Annotated in this window: 13 protein-coding genes; 6 read left to right on the plus strand and 7 right to left on the minus strand. The window is 48.8% G+C overall.

Going from position 1 to position 15,670, the window contains the following annotated elements; all coding sequences use genetic code 11:
- Positions 1 to 4: 4 nt before the first annotated feature.
- The 5 genes from G598_RS0115970 to G598_RS0115990 all read left to right on the plus strand — a co-directional run bounded on the left by G598_RS0115970 (position 5) and on the right by G598_RS0115990 (position 5,847).
- Positions 5 to 1,492: a PTS ascorbate transporter subunit IIC gene (locus G598_RS0115970; RefSeq protein WP_026767762.1), complete on the plus strand. Its 1,488-nt coding sequence runs from the start codon at positions 5 to 7 to the stop codon at positions 1,490 to 1,492.
- Positions 1,493 to 1,591: 99 nt separating this feature from the next.
- Positions 1,592 to 1,879, plus strand: a complete 288-nt coding sequence (locus G598_RS0115975) for a PTS sugar transporter subunit IIB (RefSeq protein WP_037364811.1) — start codon at positions 1,592 to 1,594, stop codon at positions 1,877 to 1,879.
- Between the two features lie 854 nt (positions 1,880 to 2,733).
- Positions 2,734 to 3,576, plus strand: a complete 843-nt coding sequence (locus tag G598_RS0115980; protein WP_037364813.1) for an L-ribulose-5-phosphate 3-epimerase — start codon at positions 2,734 to 2,736, stop codon at positions 3,574 to 3,576.
- A gap of 13 nt (positions 3,577 to 3,589) precedes the next feature.
- The gene (locus tag G598_RS0115985) at positions 3,590 to 4,636 is read left to right on the plus strand and encodes a hypothetical protein (RefSeq protein WP_026767765.1); all 1,047 of its coding nucleotides are present in this window, start codon (positions 3,590 to 3,592) and stop codon (positions 4,634 to 4,636) included.
- Between the two features lie 509 nt (positions 4,637 to 5,145).
- Positions 5,146 to 5,847, plus strand: a complete 702-nt coding sequence (locus G598_RS0115990) for an L-ribulose-5-phosphate 4-epimerase (RefSeq protein ID WP_026767766.1) — start codon at positions 5,146 to 5,148, stop codon at positions 5,845 to 5,847.
- A gap of 47 nt (positions 5,848 to 5,894) precedes the next feature.
- Here the strand turns inward: G598_RS0115990 and G598_RS0115995 are convergent, their stop codons facing one another.
- The 4 genes from G598_RS0115995 to G598_RS0116010 all read right to left on the minus strand — a co-directional run bounded on the left by G598_RS0115995 (position 5,895) and on the right by G598_RS0116010 (position 8,972).
- Entirely contained in the window at positions 5,895 to 6,119 is a 225-nt protein-coding gene (locus tag G598_RS0115995) for a type II toxin-antitoxin system MqsA family antitoxin (RefSeq protein ID WP_026767767.1), read from the minus strand.
- Entirely contained in the window at positions 6,116 to 6,409 is a 294-nt protein-coding gene (locus tag G598_RS0116000) for a DUF4258 domain-containing protein (protein ID WP_026767768.1), read from the minus strand. The genes G598_RS0115995 and G598_RS0116000 overlap by 4 nt, the downstream gene beginning before the upstream one ends.
- A 103-nt stretch (positions 6,410 to 6,512) precedes the next feature.
- Positions 6,513 to 8,081 (minus strand): flagellar hook protein FlgE, encoded by a 1,569-nt coding sequence (locus G598_RS0116005; RefSeq protein ID WP_026767769.1) that lies wholly within the window; start codon positions 8,079 to 8,081, stop codon positions 6,513 to 6,515.
- A 288-nt stretch (positions 8,082 to 8,369) separates the two neighbouring features.
- Positions 8,370 to 8,972 (minus strand): recombinase family protein, encoded by a 603-nt coding sequence (locus G598_RS0116010; protein WP_026767770.1) that lies wholly within the window; start codon positions 8,970 to 8,972, stop codon positions 8,370 to 8,372.
- Positions 8,973 to 9,293: 321 nt separating this feature from the next.
- Between G598_RS0116010 and G598_RS20305 the strand changes: the two genes are divergently transcribed.
- A complete protein-coding gene (locus G598_RS20305; RefSeq protein ID WP_026767771.1) occupies positions 9,294 to 11,789 on the plus strand; it encodes a flagellar hook-basal body complex protein in 2,496 nt (831 codons plus the stop codon).
- A gap of 42 nt (positions 11,790 to 11,831) precedes the next feature.
- Here G598_RS20305 and G598_RS0116020 read toward each other — a convergent pair whose 3' ends face one another.
- From G598_RS0116020 to G598_RS0116030, 3 genes are read right to left on the minus strand one after another with little or no spacing between them, the layout of a single operon-like run.
- Positions 11,832 to 13,571, minus strand: a complete 1,740-nt coding sequence (locus tag G598_RS0116020; protein WP_026767772.1) for an NADH-dependent [FeFe] hydrogenase, group A6 — start codon at positions 13,569 to 13,571, stop codon at positions 11,832 to 11,834.
- Positions 13,568 to 14,812, minus strand: coding sequence for a complex I 51 kDa subunit family protein (locus G598_RS0116025; protein WP_037364816.1), 1,245 nt, complete (start codon positions 14,810 to 14,812; stop codon positions 13,568 to 13,570). Before G598_RS0116025 ends, G598_RS0116020 begins: the two co-directional genes overlap by 4 nt.
- Positions 14,813 to 14,826: 14 nt before the next feature.
- Entirely contained in the window at positions 14,827 to 15,333 is a 507-nt protein-coding gene (locus G598_RS0116030) for an NADH-quinone oxidoreductase subunit NuoE family protein (protein WP_037364818.1), read from the minus strand.
- Positions 15,334 to 15,670: the final 337 nt, after the last annotated feature.

The raw sequence follows: 15,670 nt of genomic DNA on the forward strand, positions 1-15,670 counted from the left end.
TTTTATGGATATGTTACTTGCTGTTTGGGAGTTTTTCCAAAACAACATCTTGACGAAACCGGCCTTCTTTATCGGTTTTATCGTCTTTGCCGGTTATGCCCTGCTCGGAAAGCATTGGTATGAATGTCTGGCAGGTTTTATCAAGGGTACTGTTGGTTACATGATTTTGAACGTAGCCAGCGGCGGCTTGGTCGGCAACTTCCGTCCGGTGCTTGCAGGGCTCAAGGACAGATTTGAACTCTCCGCAGCCGTTATTGACCCGTACTTTGGTCAGGCAGCTGCACAGGCTTCGGTAGAAAATATCGGCCGTTCCTTCTCGATGATGATGATGGTACTGCTGATTGCCTTCACCATGAATATCCTTTTGGTATTGTTCCGTAAATATACGAAGATTCGTACGCTCTTTATCACCGGTCACGTTATGGTACAGCAGTCTTCCACGGCTCTCTGGCTCGTGCTGTTCTGCTTCCCGGGCCTTATGGACCCGCAGGTTGTCGTTATGCTCGGTATCCTCTTGGGTACTTACTGGGCTGTTGCGTCCAACCTCACGGTTGAACCGGTAGCTAAACTGACCGAAGGCGGCGGCTTTGCAACTGGTCACCAGCAGATGTTTGGTATCTTCCTCGTATCCAAGATTGCCAAGAAAATCGGCAACCCGAAAAATTCTTTGGAAAACCTCAAACTGCCCGGTTTCCTGTCCATCTTTAATGAAAACATGGTGGCAACGGGCGTACTCATGACCATCTTCTTCGGTACGATTATCACGATTCTCGGCCCGGACCTCATGCATCAGATTGATAAGGGCTTCGGTGCTAAGCAGAACTTCGGTTTCTACATTCTCGAAAAATCCTTGAACTTCGCCGTTTACCTCACTATCCTGCAGCTTGGTGTTCGTACATTCGTATCCGAACTCACCAATTCCTTCCAGGGTATCTCGGAAAAGCTCCTGCCGGGTTCCGTTCCTGCAGTAGACTGCGCCGCAACCTATGGTTTTGGTCATCCCAACGCAGTAACCTTCGGCTTCCTGTTCGGTGCTTTCGGCCAGTTCCTGGCTATCATGGGCCTGATTGTCTTCAACAGCCCGATTCTGATTATCTCTGGGTTCGTACCCCTGTTCTTCGATAATGCAACCTTTGCTGTATTTGCTAACCGTCTCGGCGGTATCCGCGCTGCAGCCATCATTCCCTTCTGCTCCGGTATCATTCAGGTACTGGGCGGCGGCTTTGCTGCTTACCACTTCACCACCGGTAACTTCGGCGGCTGGCATGGCAACTTCGACTGGGATGCTGTATGGCCGTTCATCGGTGTGATTATGGAAAACTTCCAGTACTTCGGTGTGGCAGCAGTGGTTATCTTCCTGCTGGCGATTCCGCAGATTATCTATCAGAAGAACAAAGATACTTACTTTGTCATTGCTGAGGATTTCGATAAGTATAAAGAAATCCTGGCAAAGAAACAGGGCGTGCCTGTTGATCAGGTCGTTATTGATTAAATTGAAATCCCATCCGGGGATTTACGCCCGCAGGCGCCCTTCCTTGGGCGCCGGGATTATCGCTATTGTTCTAGAGTTATATAAAAGGAGTGCTTGAAAATGGCTAAATTGAAAGTTATCGCTGCATGTGGTTCTGGTATGGGTTCTTCCCAGATCATCAAGATGAAACTCGAAAAGGTCTTCAAGAAACTGGGCCTCGAGGCAGAAATCTATCATACGAATGTTGGCGATGCCAAATCGCAGGCCAATAACTACGATGTAGTGTTCTGCTCCGAATCCCTCGTGGGTACATTCACCGGCACCAAGGCTAAGGTTATCGGCCTGAAGAACTTGCTGGCAGAAAAAGAAATGGAAGAAAAAATCAAAGCCAATATCGTTGACGCATAAGAAACGTTTGGCCGTAAAAGATAGCCAGAAAAAGTCCGTTGACGAGAACGCCAACGGACTTTTTTATCAAGTGCAGTTTGTTAGTGCGTGCTGAAATATTTTTTGTTACAGCTCAGTGGGGGCGGAGGTGGTAATACTTTTCGCCGTTGCACTAAATGGCCCACAAGTAAATGTATGGCCTTTTTAGTAACCTGCGCCGGGCAAGACCGGCGGCGCGTATGTTCAGCTCAATTTTTAGGAACTACCGTTTGTGGGCCAGTCCTCACTGCGTTCGGACAGTCGTTCCACGGCGAAAAGCATCACCACCTCCGCTCTAAGTGATGTTCGTATCAACTATCATTTTCGCGGTGACAAGCAGCCAGTACATCGATGTTCCCGTTACAGGAGCAACGAGTTTGTGGCAATAGGCTGAATCGCAGCGGAGAGAATGAACTGTTCCCGCCCAAAGTTATGCATGTATCATGTGGCTATGTTGTGATGACAAACAGCAAGTACCGCGATGTTCTTGTGACGGGAGCAACGAGTTTCGTAGCAACAGCCTAATCCGCAACTTAGGGCGAACGGGGAGTGCTTTTTCTGTTAGGAGCGACTGCCTGAACGCAGTGAAGGCCGGCCCCTGTAGGAAGCAGCTAAGCAAATACGCTGAAAGAAGCGCCGTTGGCCTGCCCGGCGCAGGTAACTGGACAGCTATTTTTTCCGAAGAGGTCGTTTAGCGGGAAACAGAAAAAGTACTCCCCGTTCACCCCTGACCACGTATGAACTGGATACCTTTATCACGAACTCGCCAACAAACTGCAATTTAGATGTATCTGTGGGGATTTATGTCAGAAAACATAGGGAAAAGGACGATTTTTATGTGTAAATATCAGTTAGGTTTATATGAAAAAGCCATGCCGGGAACGCTTAGCTGGGTGGAAAAGCTGCAGGCGGCGAAAGAGGCTGGCTTTGATTATGTGGAAATGAGCATTGACGAAACGGATGCGAAACTGGCTCGTCTTGATATGAGCGAAGGGGAAAGAGACAGCATTCGCGCAGCCATGCGGGCTGTGGGGGTGCCGTTCCGCTCCATCTGCTTGTCGGGGCATCGCAAGTACCCCTTGGGCTGCCCGGATATGGAGAAGCAGAAAAAGAGTCTGGCCATCATGGAAAAGGCCGTGAAACTGGCGGCGGACTTGGGGATTCGCACCATTCAGCTGGCAGGGTATGATGTGTATTATGAAGAAAGCACGGAAAAGACGCGGGCAGATTTCGTGAAGAACCTCAAAATTGCAGCCGAAATGGCCGGCAAAGAGGGGATTCAGATGGGCTTTGAAACCATGGAAACGCCGTTTATGGACAATGTGCAAAAGGCTATGGAATATGTTAAACTCGTTGATTCGCCGTATCTGGGCGTATATCCGGATTCGGGCAATATCACCAATGCGGCCCTTCTCTATGATGACGATGTGACCGAAGATTTGAAACGCGGCAAGGGGCATATCGTGGCGGTGCATTTGAAGGAAACTGTGCCGGGCAAGTACCGCGAGATTCCTTATGGCACAGGTCATGTGGATTTTGAAACGGTTATCAAGACCAGCTGGGAATTGGGCGTGCGCCGTTATGTAGCGGAATTCTGGTACTTAGATGGACAGGACTACAAGGCAGAACTCAAGAAGGCCAGTGAATTTATGCGCAGTCGTTTGGATAAGATGAATTAAGAGGTGTCATATAATGAAAGCAACGAAAAAAGTTATTGGTGAACTCGAAAAATGTTATTCTCTGGCCATGCTCCATTATCAGGGCAAGGACCATTTCCTCTGTGCTGCAGAAAAGGTCAACAACTGCTATCTCATCAGCCTTGACGGCGAGATTGAGGAAACGGTCTGGGAAGGCCCCGGCGGGGTTATGACCATGGTGCAGGTGCCGGGCACGGACGGACAGTTCCTGGCTACGCGCAAATTCTATTCGCCGAATGACTCCAAGGAAGCATCTATTGTCGTGGTTACACCGCGCGGCAAGAACGATTGGGAAGTGCGTACCCTCGTTGACCTGCCGTTTGTTCACCGTTTTGGCATTTTGCAGGCGGGCGGCAAGAACTACATCATTGCCTGCGCGCTGAAATCCGACCATGAATACAAAGATGACTGGCGTTTCCCCGGAAAGGTGTTCGTGGCTGAACTGCCGGATGACCTCTCCGGTTACAACGACGATAATCAGCTGGAACTGACGGTGCTTAAGGATAATATGCTCAAGAATCACGGCTATTATCTGCATGAGGAAAAGGACGGCTCTACTTCGGCTGTCGTATCCTGCGATAACGGCGTGTTCCAGTTCTTCCCGCCAAAAACTGCTGGCGGTGAATGGGAAGTAAAAGAACTCACGAGCGATGCAGCCAGTGATGCCCTGCTCATGGACCTCAATGGCGACGGTGTGGAAGAACTCTGCGCTCTGGCTCCGTTCCATGGCGATACCATAAACATCTACGAGCAGAAAGATGGCAAGTTTGAAGTGGCCTATACCTATCCGGAAAAACTGGAATTCCTGCATGCCATCTTCGGCGGGCAGGTCAATGGGGAAAATACCTTTATCATTGGGCACCGCAAGGGTGAGCGGTATTTGCTGGCATTTACGTACAAAGATGGCAAGTATGTGGCTGACAAACTCGATGAAGGCTGCGGCGCGGCGAATGTGCTGCACTATACCCATGATGGGAAGGAAATCCTCATTGGGGCTAATCGCGAGATTAATGAGATTGCCATGTATGAGTTGACGAAGTAAAGCTGTTGGGTTACATCATGGCATGAAGGCCGCCCGCGACAGCAGGTAATATTTTCCTTCGCCATAGACAGGCTTGTCAAAAGCTGCGGAAAACAACACCTGCCGTCACGGGCTGGTGCGTGGTGTTTGAGGTTGTGGTTTACATCTAGGTGTAAAGGACGCCCGCGACAGCAGGTAATATTTTCCTTCGCCATAGACAGGCTTGTCAAAAGCTGCGGAAAACACCACCTGCCGTCACGGGCTGGTGCGTGGTGTTTGTGATTGTAGTTTACATTAAAGCAGGCAGTAGAGTCAGGAAATAATACCTTTCGGCAGCGTTTGGCAAGCTTGTCTAAGCGGACGAAAGGTATTATTTCCTGACGGCTTGCCGAGTAGAAAATGTGTACGAGCACAAATTTTCTAAACCTATTGAAATGTCGCTTTTTGTGTTGTATGATATGTGTGTAAGTAATCCTAATGGATACCAATCGGTAATAATGTGTGCATAGCACAATGTTGGAGGGGAAGTTATGTTAGAAGAACTGAAAGAGAAAGTCTACGAAGCCAATATGCTTTTGCCGAAGCATCATCTGATTACCTTTACCTGGGGCAATGTTTCCGGGATTGACCGGGAGAAGGGGCTGTTTGTCATTAAGCCGTCCGGGGTGGAATATGATGTGATGAAGCCGTCGGATATGGTGGTTGTGGATTTGGACGGCAACAAGGTGGAAGGTGACCTCAATCCGTCTTCTGATACCGAAACGCATCGGATTTTCTATAAGGAATTCCCCAACATTGGCGGCGTGGTGCATACCCATTCCCGCTGGGCAACGATTTTTGCACAGGCCGGGCAGGGGGTGCGTGCTTATGGCACGACGCAGGGCGATTATTTCTATGGGGAAATTCCCTGCACTCGCGATATGACCGAGGAAGAAATCAAGGGCGCTTATGAATACAACACCGGCGTAGTGGCAGTGGAACGCTTCAAGAAATACGGCATCAATCCGGATTATGTACCGGCTGTGCTCGTCAAGAATCATGGCCCCTTCACCTGGGGGACGGATTGCTTCAACGCAGTACACAATGCCGTGGTGCTCGAAGAAGTGGCCATGATGGCCTTCCATACCCAGATGCTCACGCAGGACCGCGACCCCATGCCGCAGGTGCTGCTCGACAAACACTTCCTGCGTAAACATGGCCCGAATGCTTATTATGGGCAGAAGAAAAAATAAATAGCCGCATAAAAAAACAGCAAGCCTTTTGCATGGCTTGCTGTTTTTTATGCGGCTTCGTAGGAAGAGACGATAATCTCTGTGGCAGATTTTTTCATTTTTTCAACAATTTTTTCCAAACGCATAACTACGTTTGTATCATAGGAAATCTCACCGCACTGTGTGCAGACATGAGAAGGAACACCTTTTACGATAATAATACAACCATCAACCTCTACCATAAATGTTGTTAATTTATCTTCCACATCTCCGCGGCACATAAAGCAAGTCATACTTCTGGCCTCCTTCTAGTCTTCAAGTCGCTTTCCCATTTATCCGGTGTGGGGCTATAAGCTGTTATAATCCAAAGCCTACCTTCACCTACACCGCAAACTACATGCAATTTATTGCTTCCTAGTACCAGACAACTGGGGTATGGGTAATCGTCAGGATAATCTTCAATAATTTCTCCAGTCATAATTGCTTCTACGACATCACTGGTGTGAATACCTCTCTGAATCAGCCGTTGCAAAACATGATTTGTCCAACTAATATTATCTTCTTTGCACAACTTTTTTAGCATACTTTAGTATTCTCCTGCAAATCGTATCGTTCAAGTTTATTATAGTTATTATAACGCTGACAAAAACTCCCTGCAAGCCTAAAATTGCAGGGAGCTGGTTGTTTTACCGTTTCATATTAATCATGGTTTCGAGCATTTCATCACTTACGGTGATGACCTTGGAGTTGGACTGGAAACCACGCTGGGTGATAATCATATCGGAGAATTCGTTGGCGATGTCGACGTTGGACATTTCGAGAGCGGAGGGTGTGATGGAACAGCCGAGGTCAGAAGCACCTTTCACATTTGGTGTGCCGGAGTTGTTTGAGGTTTGATACAGGCTGCTGCCCGTTTTGGTAAGACCGGCGGCATTAGAGAATTGGGCGATGGCCACCTGAGCTTCCGGCTGTATGACACTATTCGTATATACACCTGTAATCACACCGGAACTGTCGATGGAAATGCTCTTGAGTGTACCTGCAGCATTGCCGTCTGGTGTTGCATTAATGGTATTGATGTCTGCGTAGGAGGTTACTGTGCTGTAATCGAGGACAATACTCTGTGGACGAGTGGAGCCATTAGGTGCGCTGACTGATGCTGTCAGGGAAATAGTCGCAGCACTAGTTGTGCTGACAGCTGTAGGCGTGTAGCTGAGAGTTGTTGCATCATACGTATCACGATTAAGTGCGGTAGGAGTGCTAAAACTAGTCGCTTCACGTAAAACACCATCTTCGTCAAAGGTCAATGTATCTCCTCCAAGACTGTATGTCGTTTTAGAACCATCTGCTTCGGTAACTGTGTCGGTAGAACCTAATAATACAGACCAAGCAGTACCTGTTTTTGTGACAGTATTACCATTAGTATCTAGATATTGCAACGTGCCAACATCAGCTTTTTCTAGCAAAACTGTAGCCGTATGTACAGAACCAAGGCTATCATAAAAGTTAAAAGAGGTTGTTACCGGCAGAGAACGTCCTACTGTATAAACACCTGAAGTATATGTGGTTTTTGTGCCATCACTAAAAGTTACTGTAACAGGCTGTGTAGCGGAAGCTCCAACATAATCTCCAGAGTTAGTGCTGGTAGAAGTTTTCGTAGTAGGGGGGGTCGTAGTGGTGTCGGTATATTTAAAAGAATATTGTGTAACGACCGGGGGATTGGATTTTAGGTTATAGCTGTAAGTGGTTTTTTCTGTAGCTTTTGCAGCCATCGCCTTACCAATCTGAATGGATATGTCTGTAACTGCGCCGGAAGTAGACACCACGCCGTCCGTTCCCATCCATCCCTGTACTTTCATGCCGTTGCCGGGCATAACATAATTACCGCTTTCATCAAATTCAAAGGCGCCATTGCGCGTGTAATAAGTTTCGCTGCCGTTTTTTACAACAAATAAGCCATTGCCGGACAGGCACAAATCGGTATTTTTGCCGGTAGATTGTACGGCGCCATCTGTAAACAGCGTATCAATGGTGGATACCCCTACGCCCAAACCAATCTGTTTAGGGTTGGTGCCACCGAGATTCCCCGTAGGTGCAGAGGCATTGGCTGTGGTTTGGCTCAAGGTATCGGCAAAGGTCACACGGCCGGATTTGAAACCTGTAGTATTTACATTGGCAATGTTATTGCCAACAACATCCATTCGGGTCTGATGACCTTTTACACCAGAAACACCGGAATACATTGAACGCATCATGATAAATCACTTCTCCTTTATCCCATAAACTGTTGCAACTAAGCGACGTTCCTTGTCAAAGGCCGTAATGCGAATCCCTGCATAACGGCGAATCATAGTTTTTTCCTATGGAAAGAATGTTTTTATAAACCTATACTTTTCTGAAAAGCAGTTTTCCTTCCCAATCTACAATGTTTATCGGAGAGAATGCGATTTTTCTTAAGTAAAAAATTTATTTTCGCAAAAATTCTTTTTTTGTGAAATGTTAACAAGAAGCGTAACAGCCATAAGTATTGGTATTTGCGGCTGTCACGCTTCTTGTTTTATCTGTTTACACTTCACGTAGAACGTGGATATGGGCATGTTGCAGGCTTTGGCTGCTTGCGTGAGGCTGCATTTTCCACTGTGCCACAGGTCATATTGACCATAAAAATTTTCCGGCAGCGGCTTTCGTGGCCGGCCAAAGCGTACACCGCGTTCCTTGGCTGCAGCGATTCCCTCCGCCTGCCGCTGGCGAATGTTGCGGCGTTCATTTTCTGCCACAAAGGACAATAACTGCAAAACCATATCGCTGATAAAGGTTCCCAACAGGTTCTTGCTGCGCCGTGTATCGAGCAGCGGCAGGGCGATAACCACGATATCCGCGCCCTTTACCTGCGTAATATAGCGCCATTCGTCCATAATCTCTTTATAGTTACGGCCTAAACGGTCAATGGATTTGACATACACTACAGAATCCTTAGTCAGCCTGCGCACCATTTTGCGGTAATTGGGGCGGTTGAAATCTTTGCCGGAAATTTTATCCATATAAATATTGGCTGCCGAAACTCCTGCCTGTTTCAACGCCACTAACTGACGGTCTGGATTTTGTTCCTTTGTACTCACTCTTACATAGCCATAAATTTTTGACATAAATCTACCTCCTAAAAATATATATGGTCTATTGTAAAAGATTTATTGCAAAAAAGTATAGGTTTATAAAAATGTACTTCCCATAGGAAAAAACTATAACGAGGGAGATGCGGTATCCCACTTCCATAAGTGGAGGAATATCTTGGAACAGATGGTGGAGAATTACCCGCCTCGTTGAAACGCTAAGAGGAAGTTTTACCTACGGCAAAACGGGAACAATAGCGTTATAACATACCGTTCGCATGGATTCGCAGTACGGTATTTGACAGGGAACGTCGCTTATCTTTGATAGTGTATGGGGTAAAGGAGAAGTGATTCATTATGATGCGTTCGTTATATTCAGGAGTTTCGGGGCTTAAAGGGCATCAGACGAAGATGGATGTTGTGGGCAACAACATTGCCAATGTAAATACTACTGGCTTTAAGTCCAGCCGCGTAACTTTTGCAGATACCCTTAGCCAAACCCAAGCCGGGGCCTCTGCGCCAAGGGGAAATCTTGGCGGTACCAATCCCAAACAGATTGGCTTGGGGGTAAGTGTGGCCAGCATTGATACCATTTTTACGGATGGCTCAGTGCAGGCTACGGGGAAAAATACCGATTTGTGCTTGTCCGGCAATGGTTTGTTTGTTGTGAAAAAAGGGGATGAAACGTACTATACTCGTGATGGTGCTTTTGAATTTGATGCAAATGGCAATTATGTCCTGCCGGGGAGTGGTTTGAAAGTACAAGGCTGGATGTTTGAAAATGGCAATATTTCTACGAATAGTGACCCCACCGATATTGTGATTCAATCCGGAAAGTCCATGAAACCAACAGCCACAACGCTGGCTACCTATGCCAATAATGTAAAGGCAGATAGTGCCGTGATAACGAAGGTAAATGGTTGCGATAAAACGAATTGGACTTGCACGAATGGTATGCCCTGTGATTTGGTGTTGACTGGAGATATCAAGGTGGCGGGAACTCCTGGTACCACTTATAAGCTTGATGATGTTTATTCCACTACCGTTAAGGATTTATCTGCTTCAACTGCACTTGAGGTAAATAAATATCATTCCCCGGTAACGGTCACACTGAATGGTGGCACAACACATTCGTTTGAAAATACCTCTACGGATAAGACCTGGCGTTATGGATATGTTTTGGATAGTACGACAGGTGCTTCATCTAATGATAAAGTTACAGCGAAAAAGGGCATTGTAGATGTTACATTAGAAAAGGACTATGGTGGTGGCAATGTTCGTACAACGACTGGCGTGGATGGAACAACGTATACCTATGGTGACCTTGTAACGATTGAAAATACGACTATTGGTGATACGGTTACGCAAATGGATGCCAGTGAAACTTTAGTGCTGACTTTAGCTGATGGTACCACTCATGATGTATCGCCCGTAGGCCCTCCACAGTCGTATGTTATTGGTACGGATACATATACTTATGGTGGTGTTACATCTAAAGTCGTAGGAGCAAAAATTACGTTCACCCCAGATAAGATGACCGTTACATCTAGTGAAGGTGATGGCACCTCCTTGCGCTTTGGCACAACTACAAATATTAATGAAGGTTATGCACTGGAGGCCGTAACTGGAAGTGCTACCGCCACAGCGACTTCACCATTGGTATTAACGCTTAAGGATGGCAGGACGATTTCTGTAACAAGCAGCAGCACGCCGCCGGGACCTTATGCTGTTGGTGATAACTATGCAGATGCATTTACCACTACCCCGGCACAAGTACCGAGTGGGACAAAAGTGCGCATTGAATTGAGTGATGGTACTTTCCATGACGATATGATTCCCACAGGTACTACATATACCGTTGGTGGTTCTTATACCTATACATCAAGTGGTGGTACTGGTACGCCAGTGACGGCTACAATTGTACAGTATGCTCCCTTGACCGAAATAACTAATGTTGAGAAACAAACGAAAATAACCGGTGTTAAGTATAATGATAATACTCTGGTAGAAGAAATTATTCCGGGAAGTGTTACGGCCTCCGGCACGGAAGCTTTATCACTCACATTTTCTGATCAGACTACGCAGACAGTGACATCCGGAACCTATAATATAGGCCATAGCCTGCCAATTACGACAATCCTCAATGTATATGACAGTGATGGCGGTGTCCATGCTGTTCCGGTGTATTTCACCAAGACCGCTACAGGTAGTGGCGTTACTGCGAGTGATGGTAATCAGTGGACGATTAATCTGGATGGTTCCAATGTGGCGGGAACAACCAACACGATTACGGATTCCAGTGGCACAATTACGGTTGACATGAAGCCCGTTACAGTTCAATTTTCAACCTCCGGGCAAATGTTGACCGGAAGTGGCAATATCGAGTTGACCATGACAAATGGTGCAAATCATACCCAAACGGTGGCAATTGATGTTTCACAATTGACGCAGTTTGTTGGTGACAGCACCTTTAATGGTACAACCGATGGTAATCCGGCAGGAACGTTGAAGTCTATTTCCATAGATAGCTCGGGGATTATTCAGGCTACTTATACAAATGGTGTGAGACAGGCTGAAGGACAGATTGCCGTGGCGCAGTTTACAAATGCAGCCGGCCTGACGAAGACAGGAAGCAGCCTTTATCAGGCATCTAATAACTCCGGAACACCCAATGTGCAAACAGCAACTGCACTGGGGTGTGATATAACGCCTTCCGCCCTCGAAATGTCCAATGTCGACATTGCCAACGAATTCTCTGATATGATTATCACCCAGCGTGGTTTCCAGTCCAATTCCAAGGTTATCACGGTAAGTGATGAAATGCTTGAAACCATGATTAATATGAAACGGTAATATAGCAATCCCCCTGCAATTTACTATTGCAGGGGGATTGTTTTAGTTGAACGTATACGGTTTATCGACTTTATGGTAGTGCGTATGGAGGAGTTCGTGGGCTTTTTCGCTTAGGGGCTCGCCGAGGAAATCGTGGTAGAGGGTCTGGATATCCGGGTTTTCGTGGGATTTGCGGATAGGCAGGTTCTTGTCGATTTCGTAGAGGGCGGCCATGCGTTTTTTGCGGATGGCGTTGGTGGTGCCGATGGGCTGGCCGCCGCCGCCGATACAGCCGCCGGGGCAGGCCATGATTTCGATGAAGTCGTAGGGGCTGGTACCCTTTTTGACCTGTTCCATGATGGTGCGGGCGTTTTTGAGGGTATGGGCAACGGCGATGCGCACGTCACGGCCGGGCAGGCTGACGGTGCATTCTTTGATGCCGTCAAAGCCGCGCACGTCCAGGAATTCGAGCTTTTCGAGGGTCTTGCCGGTGACTTTTTCGTAGACGGTGCGAAGCGCCGCTTCCATGACGCCGCCGGTAGCGCCGAAGATGGCACCGGCGCCGGAGGAGAGGCCCAAGGGGCTGTCAAAGTCGTTTTCGGGCAGTTTGCCGATGGACAGGCCCACGTATTTGATGAGTTTGATGAGCTCGCGGGTGGTCAGCACAATGTCCACATCGCGGCAGCCGTCGCGGCCCATTTCGGGGCGGGCGGCTTCAAATTTTTTGGCGGTGCAGGGCATGATGGAGACGGTGACGATTTCCGCAGGCGTTAGCCCTGCTTTTTCGGCGTAGTAGGTTTTGGCAATGGCGCCGAACATGCTCATGGGGGATTTTGCCGAAGACAGGTGGTCGATGCAGGAGGGGAAGTGCTTTTCCATATAGCTGACCCAGCCCGGGCTGCAGGAGGTCATCATGGGGAAAACTCCACCGTGTTCGAGGCGATGGAGGAATTCGTGGGCTTCTTCCATGATGGTTAAATCCGCGCCGAAGTTGGTGTCAAATACTTTGTCAAAGCCCAAAAGTTTCAGGGCGGTGACCATCTGGCCTGTGACGATGGCGCCTGGTTCCAGGCCAAAGGCATCGCCTAAGGCCACGCGGACGGAGGGGGCCACCTGCACGATAACGTGCTTATTTTTGTCCTGTAGGGCATCGAGTACCTTTTGGGTATCGTCTTTTTCGACGATGGCGCCAGTGGGGCAGACAAGGCTGCACTGGCCGCAGAGAATGCAGTCGGTTTGTTCCATGGGCTTGTTAAAGGCGGTGGTCACGGTAATGTCGCTGCTGCGTCCGGCGTAGGTCAGGGCAGCAATGCCCTGTACGTCCTTGCAGGCGCGGATACATCTGCCGCAGCGAATGCATTTTGCCGGGTCACGCACGATGGCGGGGTTCGTCTCAATGCGCGGTTCTTCCTTGACCACGCTGGGCAGGTGGGATTTCAAGATGTTGAAGCGGCTGCAGAGTTTTTGCAAATCGCAGTTTTGGTTGCGGGGGCAGCTCAGGCAGTCTTTGTGATGGTTGGCCAGCATAAGCTGGAGAATGGATACCTGCGTATCGCGGACAATCTGGGTGTCGGTATGGACGTCCATGCCTTCCCAGACTTCGGTGGAGCAGGCGGCCAGGAGTCTCCTTTTGCCGGTGACTTCCACGGAGCACAGGCGGCAATGCGCTTTGATGCGCTGGTCTTCATGGTAGCACAGGTGAGGAATGTCGATGCCGATTGTCTGGGCGGCCTGCATGATTTTCGTGCCTTTGGGCACTTCGATGGGGATATTGTTGATGGTCAGATGAATCATTTCGCTCATGCGTGCGTACCTCCAAGGTCAAAAACTTCTGGGAATTTAATCATGGCCGATTGCAAGCTGTTTTGGGCGGTTTCGCCTAAGCCGCAGAGGGAGGACATGCTCATGACGCGGGCGATGGTGGCCATGGTCTTGATGTCTTCCGGTACAGCGGTGCCTGCTGCCAATTTGTCGAGGATAATCTTGATATGCAGGTTGCCTTCGCGGCAGGGGGTGCACTGGCCGCAGCTTTCCTCGGAGAAAAATTCCTGATTCATGCGCAAAAAGTCGAGTACGCTTGTGCGCTTGTCGATGACGAGGATACCGCCGGAACCGACCATGACACCTGCGGCCTGCAAATCTTCGTAGGTGTAGGGGGTGTCCAAAATGGAACTGTCTGCGACTTTGCCGGAGGCACCGCCAAATTGAATGAGCTGAATCTCCCGGTCGTGCTGTATGCCGCCGGCGAGGTTGTAGACGATTTCCCGAATGGTGGTGCCAAACGGGATTTCAAAGACACCGGGCTTGTTGACGTTGCCGGCTACGCTGATCATTTTCGTGCCGATGGATTCGCCCATGCCGCAGTGCATATAGGTATCGCTGTCCACCAGGAGATGGGGAACAAGCGACAGGCTTTCGACGTTATTCAAACAGGTGGGGCGGGCAAAGAGGCCGCTGACCTTGATAAAAGGCGGTTTCATGCGGGGGCGGCCGGCCTTGCCTTCGATGGAGCGGATAAGGGCGGTACCTTCGCCGCAGACATAGGCGCCGCCGCCGGAATACAGGTGAATGTTGAAGTCAAAGCCCTTGCCCAAGATGTTTTCACCCAGGAAACCGTAGTTTTTGGCCTGACGAATGGCGTTTAAGAGCAGGGGGCGGAAACAGGCGTATTCGGCGCGCATATAGATGTAGCCGTCGGTGGCGCCGCAGACGAAGCCGGCGATAATCATGGCTTCGATGAGGTTGAAGGGGTCGTTTTTGATGAGTTCGCGGTCTTTGAAGGTGGTGGTTTCGCCTTCGTCTGCATTGCAGATGACGACCTTGTTTTCGCCGCGTACAGCACGCGCCTGACTCCATTTGCGGCCCAAGGGGTATTCGGCACCGCCGCGCCCTTTGATTTTGGCATCGGAAAGCAGGGTACAGATATCCTCCGGGTCCATGTTGACGGCTTTTTTGAGGGCGGAAAAACCGCCGATATTCATATAGGAGCCGATGGAGGAGGTGTCGTAGGTACCAAAGTTTTTGGTGAGAAATTTTATGCTCATAATCTCCTCCTATATTATTGTAAGGAACGAAGCAGGGCTTCGATTTTTTCCGTGGAATCCAGATGGTCATAGACATGGCCGTTGATGCGCACAGAGGGGGCGCGGTCGCAGGCACCATAGCAGGTGGTGCGCTCGAGGGTAAAGCGGCCGTCATAGGTGATTTCACCGATTTTGATGTCCAAAAGGTCCTGCAGGGTGGACAGCAGGCGTTCCGTGTCGATGCGGTTCACGCGGCAGGCCGGTGAGGAGCACACTTGTATGGGGTATTTTGCCCGTGGGGTTGAAGACAGTTCGCTGTAAAAATTCAGGCAGTCGAATACGTTGGTCACAGGAATCGAAAGCCGGTCAGCTAAGTAGTAGGCCGTTGGTTCCGGCACATAGTGCCGTTCATGTAAATCCTGAACGTCCAGCAAAATGCCCACAATCTGCGTTGGGTCGTTGTCGTGGGATTCTAAGACCAAGTCAATCTTGGCCTGTAAATCCGCTGGCAGCGGATATTCTTTGGTCTGAGTCGTTAACATCGCAAAACCGTTACTGAAAACTTATAAAAAGCCATAAACCTTCCGTAGAAAGTTAACTTTTATGTTCCATTCCTCATTCACCGCGTCCGCTTTTGCCGTCCTGAAGAACAGACTACTCTCACGTTTGATATAACGCTCCAGAGGCTTAAATTCCCGACTAACGAATCGGTACATATCTGCATTGACTTGTTGGTGTCAGCTTGCAGATTTAGATAGCTCCGCTTCCCCATAGCGTTTGAGATTCAAAGATGCTTGGAAGTCACGGCCTATCACATTGCCACAGACGGGACAGACATATGTCCTGTCTGACAGCTTCAGGTCTTTATTTACATATCCG

It is taken from the genome of Selenomonas ruminantium subsp. ruminantium ATCC 12561, assembly GCF_000424065.1.
Taxonomy (GTDB): domain Bacteria; phylum Bacillota; class Negativicutes; order Selenomonadales; family Selenomonadaceae; genus Selenomonas_A; species Selenomonas_A ruminantium.